The organism is Nonomuraea sp. NPDC049684 (assembly GCF_044465345.1).
Classification (GTDB): Bacteria; Actinomycetota; Actinomycetes; order Streptosporangiales; family Streptosporangiaceae; genus Nonomuraea.
In genome coordinates this window covers 167,346-179,584 of the sequence record NZ_JBITLO010000005.1, presented here as the reverse complement: position 1 = coordinate 179,584, position 12,239 = coordinate 167,346, and the positions used below count along the sequence as shown (strand labels likewise).

The following is a 12,239-nucleotide window of genomic DNA, read 5'->3' as shown; positions in this document are numbered from 1 at the left end:
ACGATCGGGCGCCCGCGCGAGGGCCGCCTCACCGGCAACGGAGCCGTCCCGGATACGAATGTCCACATGAGGGAGGCCGCTTGCCGGAAGGACCGTCCCATCGCCTGAAAAGCGTGTCGCTCATCGGAGCAGGAAGAAAATGCCGGGCCGAGACCGGATCCGCGTTCGCCGCATATGGGCTGCCACCCTGCGGCGGGACGGGACCCGACCTGCGACCCGGCGAAGAAGCCACCTCTGGAAATGCCGCGAAAGGGGTCTTCTATGTACTCACAAGGTACCAAGGGGCTCGGCCGAATCAAGTCCCGGATCCGGGATCTGATCGCATGGACGGACCGCGAGATCTGCATGGAGCCGGACGAGTTCGCCATCTACCGGGGCTGGACGGTCACCAGGACGGGCTTCGGCGCCCGCGCCTACCGCGACCCACGCTTCGACCAGCTCACGGTGGCGTCACGGGTGCCCGAGGAGGTGTCCTGACATGTCGAGGAACCCGCGCAACCAGATCTACCCGGCCGTCGAGGACCTCCCGGGCGCGGGCGGCGGGGGCCCGCTGACGCGGATCTGGCGCGTCCGCAGCGAGCTCATGGTGCTGGCGGGGCTGGGGCTGTTCGTCCTGGCCCTGCTGGGCGCCGCGCGGGACGGCCACTGGGTGCCGTTCGTCCTGCTGAGCAGCGCCGTCTCGGTGCCCGCCGCCACCAGGACCGGCCGCAACTGGGCCCTGGCCCACTTCTGGTGCGTGGTCTCCCGCCACCGCCTGCAGCGGGTCTGCCTGGAGACCACCATGCACACCCGGGCGGGACGGATCCCGCTGGTGCTCTGGATCACCCCCTCGGCCAGGGGCGAGAAGGCGCTGGTCATGACGCGGGCGGGCATCTCGGCCGAGGAGTTCGACGCGTACGCCGAGGAGATCGCGGCGGCCTGCTGGGCCAGGAGCGCCACCGTCCACAGGCACCGCGACCGGGCCCAGCTGCTGCTGGTGGAGATCGTCCGGCGGGACGAGCTGCCCGGCGTGACCGCTCCCGGCCTGGAACGCCTGTACGGCCGCCGCTCCTGGACGCCGCTGCGGTCCGACCTTGAGGAGCCGCACGATCTGCGCGCGCCGCCGGCGTTGCCGCAGGTCGTCCGATGACCTAGGGAAGGCGGGACGTCTCCCTGGGAACGGCCCCGGGGACCGCGGGGGCTCCCGGGGCTTCCCCATGCGGACGGGACGGGCCAAGATGAGTTCACCTGGCGAACTCAGGAGTCGCGATGACCTCGACCGTCCACCGCACCTGTCCCCTCTGCGAGGCCGTCTGCGGCCTGACGCTCACCCTCGACGACGGCGGCCACGTCACCGGCGTCCGCGGCGACCGGGACGACCCCTTCAGCAAGGGGTTCATCTGCCCCAAGGGCGCGAGCCTGGGCCGCCTCGACGAGGACCCCGACCGCCTGCGCAAGCCGCTGATCCGCGAGGGCGACCAGTGGCGCGAGGCGAGCTGGGAGGAGGCGTTCGAGGCCGTCGGGCGGGGCCTGGCCCGCGTCACCGAGCGGTACGGACGCCGGTCGGTGGCGGTCTACCTGGGCAACCCCAACGCCCACACGATGGCCGGCGGCCTCTACGCCGGGCCGCTGGTCAAGGCGCTCGGCACCCGCAACGTCTTCACCGCCGCCACCGCCGACCAGATGCCCAAGCACGTCGCCAGCGGCCTGATGTTCGGCCACCCCCTGGCCGTCCCGGTCCCCGACCTGGACCGGACCGACTTCCTGCTGATGCTCGGCGCCAACCCGCTGGAGTCGAACGGCTCGCTGTGCACCGCCCCCGACTTCCCCGGCCGGCTCAAGGCCCTGCGCCGGCGCGGCGGCAGGCTCGTCGTGGTGGACCCGCGCCGGACCAGGACGGCGGCGCTGGCCGACGAGCACGTCTTCGTCCGGCCGGGCTCGGACGCGTACCTGCTGTTCGGGATCGTGCACACGCTGTTCGCCGAGGATCTGGCCAGGCCGTGGCACGAGGTCAACGGGCTGGCCGAGGTGCGCGAGGCGGCCAAGCACTTCCCGCCGGAGGCGGTGGCCCGGCGTACCGGGGTGCCGGCGGCGACGATCGTCCGGCTGGCCAGGGAGCTGGCCGGCGCGCGGACGGCCGCCGTGTACGCCCGGATGGGCACCTGCACGACCGAGTTCGGCACGCTGGCCCAGTGGCTCGTGGACGTGCTCAACGTGCTCACCGGCAATCTCGACCGGCCGGGCGGGGCCATGTTCCCCAAGCCGGCGACCGAGTTCGGGGCGCGGCGGCGGCCGTACGCGGTGGGCCGGTGGCGCAGCCGGGTGCGGGGGCTGCCCGAGGCCAACGGCGAGCTGCCGGTGGCCACGCTGGCCGACGAGATCGAGACGCCGGGCGAGGGCCAGGTCAGGATGCTGGTCACGGTCGCGGGCAACCCGGTGCTGTCCGCGCCGCACGGCGACCGGCTGGCGACGGCCTTCGCCGGGCTCGACTTCATGGTGAGCGTCGACCCGTACCTGAACGAGACCACCCGGCACGCGCACGTGATCCTGCCGCCGCCGCGCGTGCTGCAGTCGGGCCACTACGACTTCGCGCTGCTCGGGTTCGCCGTACGCAACTACGCCCGTTACTCGCGTCCCGCGCTCCCGCTGGACGGACGGCCCAGCGAGGCCCGGATCCTGGCCAGGCTGGCCGCGATCGCGTCCGGACTGGAAGGGCCGCACGGACCGGACGGGCCGGAAGCGGACCTGGACGAGTTCCTGATCGGCGAGATGCTGCGCAAAGCCGTGCAGACCCCCGGCTCCGGCGTCGAGGGACACGACGTGGCCGCGCTGCGGGCCGCGCTGGAGGGCGAGACGGGCGCCGAGCGCAGGCTGGACCTCATGCTCCGGCTCGGCCCGTACGGCGAGTGGGCCGGCAAGGGCGACCTGTCGCTGCGCAAGCTGCTGGACCACCCGCACGGCCTGGACCTCGGCGCCCTGGAGCCCCGGCTGCCCGAGGTGCTGAAGACCGCCTCCGGTGTGATCGAGCTGGCCCCGCCGCAGCTCGTCGAGGACGTCGAGCGCCTGCGCGGCGGGCTGGCGGAGGAGCCGCCGGACGTCGTGCTGATCGGACGGCGGCACCTGCGCTCCAACAACAGCTGGCTGCACAACGTGGGCCCGCTGGTCGGCGGCAGCAACACCTGCACGCTCCAGATCAACCCCGCCGACGTGGCCAGGCTGGGCCTGACCGGCCAGGCCGTGGTCACCTCGGCCACCGGCAGCCTCACGGTGACGCTGGAGCCCACCGACACGATCATGCCGGGCGTGGTGAGCCTGCCGCACGGCTGGGGGCACGCGGGCAGCACGCAGCAGGTGGCGGCCCAACACGCCGGTGTCAACACGAACGTGCTGACGGACGAATCCGCCCTGGATATCCCAAGTGGTAACGCAGTGTTCAACGGAGTTCCGGTCACGATTTCACCAACCGGGGTGATCACCGCACATTAGGGTGTCGCGCGTGACTATCGCGCCAGAAGAGGACCGCCTGTACGCCCAGATCGCGTTCGCCGTCGAGATCGACAAGTTGAAGCGGATCATCCGCCGCAACCATCTGATCGACGGGTCGCGGCGGGAGAACTCCGCCGAGCACTCCTGGTACGTGGGCACGCTGGCGATGGTCCTCGGCGAGCACGCCCCACCCGGGACGGACCTCCAGCGGGTGGTGGCGATGTTACTCGTGCACGACCTGGTCGAGATCGACGCCGGCGACACCTTCGTCTACGACCACGTGGCGGTCGCCGCCCAGGCCGCCGCCGAGACCGCCGCGGCCGATCGCATCTTCGGCCTGCTCCCCGCGGAGCAGGGCGCCCGGCTGCGGGAGCTCTGGGACGAGTTCGAGGCCAGGCGGACGCCGGAGGCCAGGTTCGCCAAGGCTCTCGACCGGTTCGCGCCGATCCTGGCCAACCACCACACCGAGGGCGGCACGTGGCCGCTGTTCAAGGTGACGGCCGGCGAGGTCAGGGAGAAGGTGCGGATCATCCAGGAGGGATCGGCCTCGCTCGGCGCGTACGCGCTGGAGCTGGTAGAACTCTCCGTGGCCAGGGGACACCTCGCCGAGTGATCCCGTCAAGGCCGGGGTAGGGGACTTGTCGTGAAAGAGACAGTGCGAGCGAAGCGTCGGCAATTGCGGGGTTTCGTCGGTCCGGTTGACCTCGCCGATCGACTTGAGAAGTCGAAGGCGATGGACAAACCGATCCGGGGGCTGGCCAAGGTCGTACGCGAGCGCCTGCGTCAGGGCACTCTGCGCGACCTGCTGCACGGCGTGCCCACGGGGAAACCGCTGCACCCGCCGCTGGCCACGGTCACCCTCGGCTGCTGGCTGTCGGCCGCCGTGCTCGACCTGGCCCACGCCGATCCCCGGGCGAGCAGGCTGCTCCTGGCGACGGGCATCGGCAACGCGCTGCCCACGGCGGCGGCCGGGCTGACCGACTGGTCCTCGCTCCACCGCGAGCAGCAGCGCGTGGGCTTCGTGCACATGGCCGCCAACATGGCCGCCCTGGGCCTGATGTCGGCCTCGCTGGTGGCCCGGCTGCGCGGCGCCGAGCGGGCCGGGCGCGTGCTGTCCTACGTCGGGCTCGGGCTCGGCGGGCTGGGCGGCTACCTCGGCGGCCACATGGCCTACCGCCAGGCCGCGGGGGCCAACCACGCGCCGCAGGTCGCCCATCTCGTACCGCTGGGCTGGCACGACCTGTGCCCGCTCAAGGACCTGCCCGACGGCAGGCCGGTCGCGCGCCGGCTCGGCTACATCCAGCTCTTCGTGCTGCGCCAGGGCGACGGGGTGACCGTGCTGGCCGACCGCTGCCCGCACCTGGCCGGCCCGCTGCACCAGGGCCGGCTGGTCATGGAGGACGGCGAGGCGTGCGTGGTCTGCCCGTGGCACAGCAGCACGTTCCGGCTGACCGACGGCTCGGTGAAGCACGGTCCGGCGACCGCGCCCGCGCCCATGTTCGAGACCCGCATCCGCCGCGACGGCACGATCCAGGTACGGCCGGGGTTGACCTGAACTTAACTTGAGGTCCTACCGTCGGGGCCATGAGCAAGATCCTGGTGACCGGCGCTACCGGCAATGTGGGCAAACATGTGGTCTCCCAGCTCGCGGAGGCGGGCCTGGACGTGCGGGCGCTGGTCAGGAACCCTGACAAGGCCCGGCTTCCCGAGGGCGTGGAGGCGGTGCGCGGCGACCTGACCGTGCCCGAGACGCTTGAACCGGCGCTGCGGGACGTCGAGAGCGTCTTCCTGCTGTGGCCCGGCTACTCCGAGGCGGCGACCGCGGACGCGGTGACGGCCCTGGCCCGGCACGCCCGCCGCGTGGTCTACCTGTCCGCCGACGTCGAGGACCTGGCCGACGGCGAGGAGCCGACGCTGTTCCACCAGAGTGTCGAGCGGCTGATCCGGCATTCCGACCTGGCCTGGACGTTCCTGCGCCCCGGCGGCTTCGCGGCCAACACGCTGGGCTGGGCCCCCCAGATCCGGCAGGGGGTCGTGCGCTGGCCGTTCGGTCAGGCGGTCAGAGCGCTGATCCACGAGAAGGACATCGCCGCGGTGGCCACGCACGTGCTCACCTCGGCCGGCCACACGGGCGGCAAGTACGTGCTCTCCGGCCCCGAGCAGCTCACCCAGGCCGAGCAGGTGCGGATCATCGGCGAGGTGGCCGGGCACGAGGTGCGCTGGGAGGAGCAGCCGCTGGACGAGGCCCGCGCGCACCTGACGGCGGCCTGGGGCGATCCCGGGTTCGTGGAGGCCGCGCTGAAGGGCTGGGGGGCGGCGGTGCACAACCCGGAGCGGGTGACCGACACGGTGCAGCGCCTGCTCGGCCGGCCCGCGCTGACCTTCCGCCAGTGGGCCGAGGACCACGTGGCGGACTTCCGCTAGTCGTCCCCGGCGGCTTCGTCGGCCGGATGCTCCACGAGGGCGAGGATCCGGCTGGACATGAAGCGGGCCGTGCGTACCGGCGTGCCGCTGCGGGTGACCTCGCTCACCTCCACCAGCCCGCGCCGGTTGGCCACCTCGACACGCCGGCCCGCGCGGGTGGCCGTGACCTCGTAGGTTCGCGGGGAGCCGCCCGCGTCGATGACGATCTCCACCCGATCACCCTTCATGTACTGATTTATACCCACTTAGTCCGGTATTTATCCGTACATGTGTTTGAGTTATCCCTCGGGGTTCTTCGGGACGGGCGGGGCGAACAGCCCGCCCAGCCCTTCCAGCACCTTGCCCATCTCCGAGGGCACGATCCAGACCTTGTTGGCGTCGCCCTTGGCGATCTCGGGCAGGGTCTGGAGGTACTGGTAGGCCAGCAGGCTCTGGTCGGGCCTGCCGTCGTGGATGGCCTTGAACACCATGCCGATCGCGTCCGCCTGGCCCTTGGCGCGCATGGCCTGGGCCTCGGCGTCCGCCTGCGCCCGCAGCACGGCCGCCTCCGCCTCGCCCCTGGCGCGCAGCACGGCCGCCTGCTTGTCGCCCTCGGCGGCCAGGATCGCCGCCTGGCGCTGCCCCTCGGCGGCCAGCACGGCGGCGCGCTTGTCCCGGTCGGCGCGCATCTGCTTCTCCATCGAGTCCTGGATGGAGACGGGCGGGTCGATGGCCTTCAGCTCGACCCTGTTGACCCGGATGCCCCACTTGCCGGTGGCCTCGTCCAGGCTGCCGCGCAGCTCGGTGTTGATCTCCTCGCGCGAGGTCAGCGTGCGTTCCAGGTCCATGCCGCCGACCACGTTGCGCAGCGTGGTGACGGTGAGCTGCTCGACGCCGATCAGGAAGTTCGCGATCTCGTACGTGGCCGCCTTGGGGTTGGTGACCTGGAAGTAGATGACCGTGTCGATCGACACCACCAGGTTGTCGGACGTGATCACCGGCTGCGGCGGGAACGAGACCACCTGTTCCCGCAGGTCGATCAGGTCTTTGATGCGGTCGACGAACGGGACCACCACGTTGAGGCCGGGCGTCAGCGTGCGGTGGTAGCGGCCCAGCCGTTCGATGATGGCGGCCGTGGCCTGCGGGATGATGCGGATGCTGCGGGCCACCACGAATCCCATCGCCGCGACCACGACGAGGGCGACGACGAGCTGCTCGGTCGACATGGCGAAGCTCCGGAGTCGAGGGGACCGACTCGGTGCATGATATTTCGTTTCGCCTTTAGGCGACCGATATCCGCATAAATGGCGATCCAGTGAGGTCAGTGTGCCCTGGCGTACCAGCGGCCCTCGGCACTCCGGTCGAGCGTCAGCGGCACCCCGAACGTACGGGAGAGGTTGTCGGCCGTCATCACGTGGTCGAGCGGCCCCTGCGCCACCACGGACCCGTGCCGCAGCAGCAGGCCGTGCGTGAACCCGCTCGGCACCTCCTCGACGTGGTGCGTCACCAGCACCAGCGTCGGCGAGCGGTAGTCGCCGGCCAGCGCCGACAGCCGGCGCACCAGGTCTTCCCTGCCGCCCAGGTCGAGGCCGGCGGCCGGCTCGTCGAGCAGGAGCATCTCGGGGTCGGGCATGAGCGCGCGGGCGATCTGCACCCGCTTGCGCTCGCCCTCCGACAGGGTGCCGAACCGCCGCCTGATCAGGTGGGCCGCGCCCATCATGTCGATCAGCTCGACGGCCCTGGTCACGTCGTTGGAGTCGTACTCCTCCGTCCAGCGGCCCATGATGGCGTACGAGGCCGTCAGGACGAGGTCGATGACCTTCTCCTCCGGCGGGATGCGCTCGGCCAGCGCGGCGCTCGCCAGCCCGATGCGCGGCCGCAGGTCGAACACGTCGGTCTGCCCCAGCCGCTCCCCCAGCACCTCGACCACGCCCTCGGTCGGATAGAGCAGCGTCGCGGCGACCTGCAACAACGTGGTCTTGCCCGCGCCGTTGGGACCGATGACGACCCAGCGCTCGTCCTCGTTGACCGTCCAGTCGATGCCGCGCAGCAGGGCCGCCCCGTCGCGCCTGACGGCGACGTCCTGGAGCCGCAGCACCTGACCACCCATCCCCGTTCCCTCCCTTGGAGTCACTCTGGAGACCTTTGGAGTCACCCTGGGGACAAACCTATTGCAGGGCGAGCGCTTATCGTGGATCGGTGCACCCTGAATCACCTGTCTGTCCCTCGCTGGTCGCCTGGGGCAACGCGTGGCTCTCCGGTCACGTCGGCCTCGACGAGGCGGCTGACCACGTGGAAGCCGTCGCGGGGCCCGTCGTCGCCGGTGACGTGCCGCTGCGTAAATACCTCGCAAACCTGCGGTCCGACGGCCTGCACGAGTTCCGGCTCGCCCTTCCCGCACCCGGCGACCCGCTGGGGCTGTCCGGGCCGGCGACCTTCAACTCCTCCGCCGTCGAGGCCGGGCAGGCCGCGGTGGCCGTGCTGCGCGACCGGCGGCTCGGCCTGGTGCCCGTCCCCGACCGGCGCGGCTCCTCGTACGTGGGCACCCGCCTGGAGGTGCACGACGCCGGGCCCGTGCGCCAGGACCTGCCCTCGCTGGCCGAGGCCGAGCACGAGCTGTCGTCGGCCATGCGCGCCGCCACCGAGGCGCTGACCGGCGTCGACGGCCCGGTCCAGGCCCGGCCCGACCGGCCGCAGCGCGGCGGCGAGCTGGCCCCCGGCTACCCGGCCCGCGCCCACCGCGTCTCCACGCTGGCCACCCGGCTGGCCGCCGTCCTCGTCCTGGCCGACGACCGCGGACTCACCTCGACGCAGGTCGCGGCCAGGGCCACGGCCCTGCGGGAGCTCGACCGGGCCGTCCGCCGCGCACTGGTGGCCGCCCATCACGCCATCTTCGAGCCGGTACGCCACTCGTAGGCGGCTCAGGACCCGGCCTCCTGCTTCGGCTTCCAGAGGCGGATGACCTTGTCCTTGCCGGCCGACACGACGACCGGGCCGCCGTCCGAGGGGACGATCCCGACCGCGTACACGCCGCGCTTGTGGGCCTTGACGGGTTTGCCCAGGGGCTTGTGCGTCTCGGGGTCCCAGAGGCGGATGGTCCCGTCGGTCGAGCCGGACAGCAGGACCGTGCGGCCGCCCAGCGTGCCGAAGGACAGGGAGTAGATGATCTTCTTGTGACCGGATAGGGGCGAGCCGATGGTCTTGCCGGTCTTCGGGTCCCAGATCCGGATCTTCCGGTCCTTGCCGCCGGACGCGACCACCGTCCGGTCTCCGAGCCTGCCGGTGGTCACCGCGTACACGCCCTTCGCGTGCCCCTTGTACGCCTTTCCGTAAGGCTTGTGGCGGGTAACGTCCCACAGGCGCAGGGTCGCGTCCTCGCCGGCCGAGACGACGATCGCCCGGTCACCGAGGTGGGTGGCGTTGAGCCAGTTCACGGACGTGCGGTGGGCCTTGACGGCCCCGCCGGTGGCCTTGCGCCTCTTCAGGTCCCAGAAGCGCAGCCAGCCGTTGGCGTCCCCGGTCACGGCGATCCACTTTCCGCCCGCCTTGGTCAGCGCGACCGAGTAGACGGCGTCACCGTGCCAGCCGAGGACCTTGCCCTTGTGCGTCTTGAGGTTCCACAGGCGGACGCTGCCGTCGTAGCCGCCGGACACCGCCATGGGGGTCTTGCCCATCATGACGGCGGCCACGGCGTACACCTCCTCGCTGTGGCCCCTCATGGTGGCCAGCGGCTTGCGCCTGCCCAGGTCCCACAGGCGGACGCGGCCGTCCTGGCCGCCGGACACCAGCCAGGTCCCGCCGTCGCCCAGGGACAGGGCGGAGATCGTCTGGACGCCCTTGGTGTGGCCCTTGAGCGACTTGCCGTCCTGCTTGCCGAGGGCGGCGACGGCCTGCGGCGGCGGGACCGTCTGCGTGGGCATGGGCGTGAGGGTGGGGCTCGCGACCGGTGTGGACGGCGGGGTGGCGGTGGCGGGCAGCGTCGCAGTGGGCTGGACAGTGGGCTGGGCCGTGGGCTGGACGGTGGGCAGACCGGGGCTCGGGGCCAGGGACGTGGTGGCCTCGGCCGCCGCGCGGGGGCTCGGCGGGGTCTCCTGGCCGAACATCCTCGGCCCCAGGAACAGCACGCCGCCGGCCAGCGCGAGCGCCACGGCCAGCGCGCCGGACACCATGATCGCGCGCCTGCGCCTGGCCTTGGCCTCGTCGGGCGGCTCGACGGCGGGGGCGTGCCTGAAGAACGCGTCGTTGCCGCTGCCGGCCGGCGCCTGCCGCGGCCCCATGGGGTACGGCGGCGGAAGCTGCGGCGGCTGTCCGTAGGGTCCGGCGGGCGTCTGCCGGACGTACCGCGTGTCCCCCTCCTGCCGGCCGCCCGCCCCGGGCCCGCCGAACGGCGCCCCGGCCTGCCCTCCCCCGGCCTCACCCGCCTGCGGCGGCCGGGCGGCGGGCGTCGCAGGTGGCGGGGCGTAGGACGCCCCGGACGGATTGGCCCACCCGGACGGATTGGCCCACCCGGTCGCCGCGGGCGCCCCCTGCGGCCCCCGACCTCCTACCGGCCCCGGAGCCTTCATCCCCCCGGCAGGCCCGGACGGCCCGGACGGCCCGGCGCCCGGGAAAGGACCGGAAGGCGGCGGGCTCGAAGGGGCGGGGCCGGGGTGGTCGGCGGCGAGCCGGGAGCCGGTGTTGAGGGCGACCTCGGCGTCCAGCTCGGCCGCCGTCCCCTGGTTCTCCAGCAGGGCGAACAGCGCGTCCGCCGCCGTGGGCCGGTCCTCGGCGCGCTTGCTCAGGCACGCCTGCACCAACGGCCGCAGCTCGCCGGGCAGCGCCGACAGGTCCGGCTCCTCGTTCATCACCCGGTAGATGACCGCGGGCAGGCTGTCCTGGCCGAACGCGGGCCGCCCGGTGGCGGCGTACAGCATGGTGAGCGCCCAGCTGAACATGTCGCCGGCGGGCCCCACGCGCTCGCCCGAGATCTGCTCGGGCGACATGTACGCCGGCGTCCCGACCACCCCGCTGCTGATCGTCATCGCCGAGTCCAAGGCCCTGGCGATGCCGAAGTCGATCACGCGCGGCCCGTCGGTCCCCAGCAGCACGTTGCTCGGCTTGAAGTCCCTGTGGACGATCCCGGCCCGGTGGATGGCGGCCAGCGCGGTGACGGTGCCGACGGCCAGCCGGTACAGCGCCCCGCCCTGGCGCGGCCCCTCCCGCTGCACCACGACCTGGAGCGACACCCCCTCGACCAGCTCGCTCACGATGTACGGCTGCTCGCCGTCCAGGTTGGCCCCCAGCACCTGCGCGGTGCAGAACTGGGCCACCCGGCGCGCGGCGGCGACCTCGCGCAGGAACCGTTCCCCGTCAAGTCCGGGCCGGTCGAGCAGCGTGTTCAGCAGTTTGATGGCGACGAGCCGCCCGTCGGGGCCCGCCGCCTTGAAGACGACCCCCTGGGCCCCCTTGCCGAGGCGCGCCAGCAGCCGGTAGGCGCCCAGAGATCGCGGATCGCCGGGCTGTAATGGGTGCGTCTCCGGCACCTGGTCCTCCCCTTGCGCTGAGACCCCCGATCGAAGCGTGATGAACCATGCGAAAAGCCCGCAATCCATCCCAAGTCACGAAAGATCATCGCTGTTTGCGAAAAATTTGCCCTACGCAATAATCACGGAGAAGATCGGGGATTTCCAGCACCGTACGGGGAGCCGTCACATGCGCAAGAGCTTCAGCCTGTTGTTAGTCAGCGGCCTGGCCGCCGTGCCATTGGCGGCCCCGGCCCAGGCAGAGGCCGCGACCACTGCGACCACCGCGACCACCGTGACCACCACGACGACGCGGGCCGCCGCCAAGCCGTTCTCGAACTTCAAGATCTCCGTTAAGTACAACAACCGCACCAGAAGCGGCGGAAAGATCACTTACTACCTCAAAGCGAAGAATTTAGGGCCGTACTACGCCGACTATTACTGGATCGGCGGGCAGGTGCCCAAGGGCGTGGTGCCCACGCTGCGCTGGGGGGCGCCGAAGGGCACGAAGTGCACCTGGGAGGGCCGCTGGTTCTGGTGCTGGGGCCGATTCGTCCTGCAGAAGGGCAAGACGGACTGGCTGAACTTCCAGGTCACCATGAAGAAGGGCACCAGGGGCGTGGCCGTCGCCAAGCTCGGCGTCATCGCGTACGACGTCGACCAGGGCATGGAGAACATCGACAAGGAAGAGCTCAAGCGCCTCGGCATCAAGGGCTACACCTGGCTCAAGACGGCCAAGACCAAGATCGTGGTCCCGCCGCGCAAGCCCACCAAGCACTGGACGCCGCCGCCGCCCGTCAAGGAGTACAACCCGCCGGCCAGCCACGAGGAGTCCAACAAGAAGAAGGACACCTGACCGGCTGATCCCGG

Annotated in this window: 12 protein-coding genes; 8 read left to right on the top strand and 4 right to left on the bottom strand. The window is 71.8% G+C overall.

The window, feature by feature from the left end; translation table 11 throughout:
* The first annotated feature begins 261 nt into the window (after positions 1-261).
* The 6 genes from ACIBST_RS17920 (at position 262) to ACIBST_RS17895 (ending at position 5,889) form a co-directional block, all read left to right on the top strand.
* Positions 262-477 carry a hypothetical protein gene (locus ACIBST_RS17920; RefSeq protein WP_358290371.1) on the top strand — a complete coding sequence of 72 codons (216 nt, stop codon included), beginning with the start codon at positions 262-264 and terminating at the stop codon, positions 475-477.
* Between the two features lies 1 nt (position 478).
* Positions 479-1,129, top strand: coding sequence for a hypothetical protein (locus tag ACIBST_RS17915; protein WP_397172825.1), 651 nt, complete (start codon positions 479-481; stop codon positions 1,127-1,129).
* Positions 1,130-1,248: 119 nt separating this feature from the next.
* On the top strand, positions 1,249-3,465 hold the full coding sequence (locus ACIBST_RS17910) for a molybdopterin-dependent oxidoreductase (protein ID WP_397172823.1): 2,217 nt from the start codon (positions 1,249-1,251) through the stop codon (positions 3,463-3,465).
* A 1-nt stretch (position 3,466) separates the two neighbouring features.
* Positions 3,467-4,078, top strand: coding sequence for an HD family hydrolase (locus tag ACIBST_RS17905; RefSeq protein ID WP_397172821.1), 612 nt, complete (start codon positions 3,467-3,469; stop codon positions 4,076-4,078).
* A 120-nt stretch (positions 4,079-4,198) separates the two neighbouring features.
* Positions 4,199-5,020 carry a Rieske 2Fe-2S domain-containing protein gene (locus ACIBST_RS17900; RefSeq protein WP_397172819.1) on the top strand — a complete coding sequence of 274 codons (822 nt, stop codon included), beginning with the start codon at positions 4,199-4,201 and terminating at the stop codon, positions 5,018-5,020.
* 29 nt (positions 5,021-5,049) lie between these two features.
* Complete coding sequence (locus tag ACIBST_RS17895) at positions 5,050-5,889, top strand: NAD(P)H-binding protein (RefSeq protein ID WP_397172817.1); 840 nt, start codon at positions 5,050-5,052, stop codon at positions 5,887-5,889.
* On the opposite strand, the gene ACIBST_RS17890 is transcribed toward ACIBST_RS17895, so the two are convergent.
* From ACIBST_RS17890 to ACIBST_RS17880, 3 genes are all read right to left on the bottom strand, one after another.
* The gene (locus ACIBST_RS17890) at positions 5,886-6,116 is read right to left on the bottom strand and encodes a hypothetical protein (protein WP_352319104.1); all 231 of its coding nucleotides are present in this window, start codon (positions 6,114-6,116) and stop codon (positions 5,886-5,888) included. The genes ACIBST_RS17895 and ACIBST_RS17890 overlap by 4 nt on opposite strands.
* A 51-nt stretch (positions 6,117-6,167) precedes the next feature.
* A complete protein-coding gene (locus ACIBST_RS17885) occupies positions 6,168-7,094 on the bottom strand; it encodes an SPFH domain-containing protein (RefSeq protein WP_397172816.1) in 927 nt (308 codons plus the stop codon).
* Positions 7,095-7,189: 95 nt separating this feature from the next.
* Positions 7,190-7,978, bottom strand: coding sequence for an ABC transporter ATP-binding protein (locus ACIBST_RS17880; RefSeq protein ID WP_352319106.1), 789 nt, complete (start codon positions 7,976-7,978; stop codon positions 7,190-7,192).
* A gap of 89 nt (positions 7,979-8,067) precedes the next feature.
* Here ACIBST_RS17880 and ACIBST_RS17875 point away from each other — a divergent pair, with 89 nt between their 5' ends.
* On the top strand, positions 8,068-8,784 hold the full coding sequence (locus ACIBST_RS17875; RefSeq protein ID WP_397172814.1) for a hypothetical protein: 717 nt from the start codon (positions 8,068-8,070) through the stop codon (positions 8,782-8,784).
* 5 nt (positions 8,785-8,789) lie between these two features.
* Here the strand turns inward: ACIBST_RS17875 and ACIBST_RS17870 are convergent, their stop codons facing one another.
* Entirely contained in the window at positions 8,790-11,390 is a 2,601-nt protein-coding gene (locus ACIBST_RS17870; RefSeq protein ID WP_397172812.1) for a protein kinase, read from the bottom strand.
* A 169-nt stretch (positions 11,391-11,559) separates the two neighbouring features.
* Here ACIBST_RS17870 and ACIBST_RS17865 point away from each other — a divergent pair, with 169 nt between their 5' ends.
* Positions 11,560-12,225 carry a hypothetical protein gene (locus tag ACIBST_RS17865; RefSeq protein WP_397172811.1) on the top strand — a complete coding sequence of 222 codons (666 nt, stop codon included), beginning with the start codon at positions 11,560-11,562 and terminating at the stop codon, positions 12,223-12,225.
* Positions 12,226-12,239: the final 14 nt, after the last annotated feature.

Bases quoted from the DNA above. Each gene is read 5' to 3' on its own strand.
- ACIBST_RS17920 (WP_358290371.1), top strand. From the start codon at position 262: ATGTACTCACAAGGTACCAAGGGGCTCGGCCGAATCAAGTCCCGGATC.
- ACIBST_RS17915 (WP_397172825.1), top strand. From the start codon at position 479: ATGTCGAGGAACCCGCGCAACCAGATCTACCCGGCCGTCGAGGACCTC.
- ACIBST_RS17910 (WP_397172823.1), top strand. From the start codon at position 1,249: ATGACCTCGACCGTCCACCGCACCTGTCCCCTCTGCGAGGCCGTCTGC.
- ACIBST_RS17900 (WP_397172819.1), top strand. From the start codon at position 4,199: ATGGACAAACCGATCCGGGGGCTGGCCAAGGTCGTACGCGAGCGCCTG.
- ACIBST_RS17895 (WP_397172817.1), top strand. From the start codon at position 5,050: ATGAGCAAGATCCTGGTGACCGGCGCTACCGGCAATGTGGGCAAACAT.
- ACIBST_RS17890 (WP_352319104.1), bottom strand. From the start codon at position 6,116: ATGAAGGGTGATCGGGTGGAGATCGTCATCGACGCGGGCGGCTCCCCG.
- ACIBST_RS17885 (WP_397172816.1), bottom strand. From the start codon at position 7,094: ATGTCGACCGAGCAGCTCGTCGTCGCCCTCGTCGTGGTCGCGGCGATG.
- ACIBST_RS17880 (WP_352319106.1), bottom strand. From the start codon at position 7,978: ATGGGTGGTCAGGTGCTGCGGCTCCAGGACGTCGCCGTCAGGCGCGAC.
- ACIBST_RS17865 (WP_397172811.1), top strand. From the start codon at position 11,560: ATGCGCAAGAGCTTCAGCCTGTTGTTAGTCAGCGGCCTGGCCGCCGTG.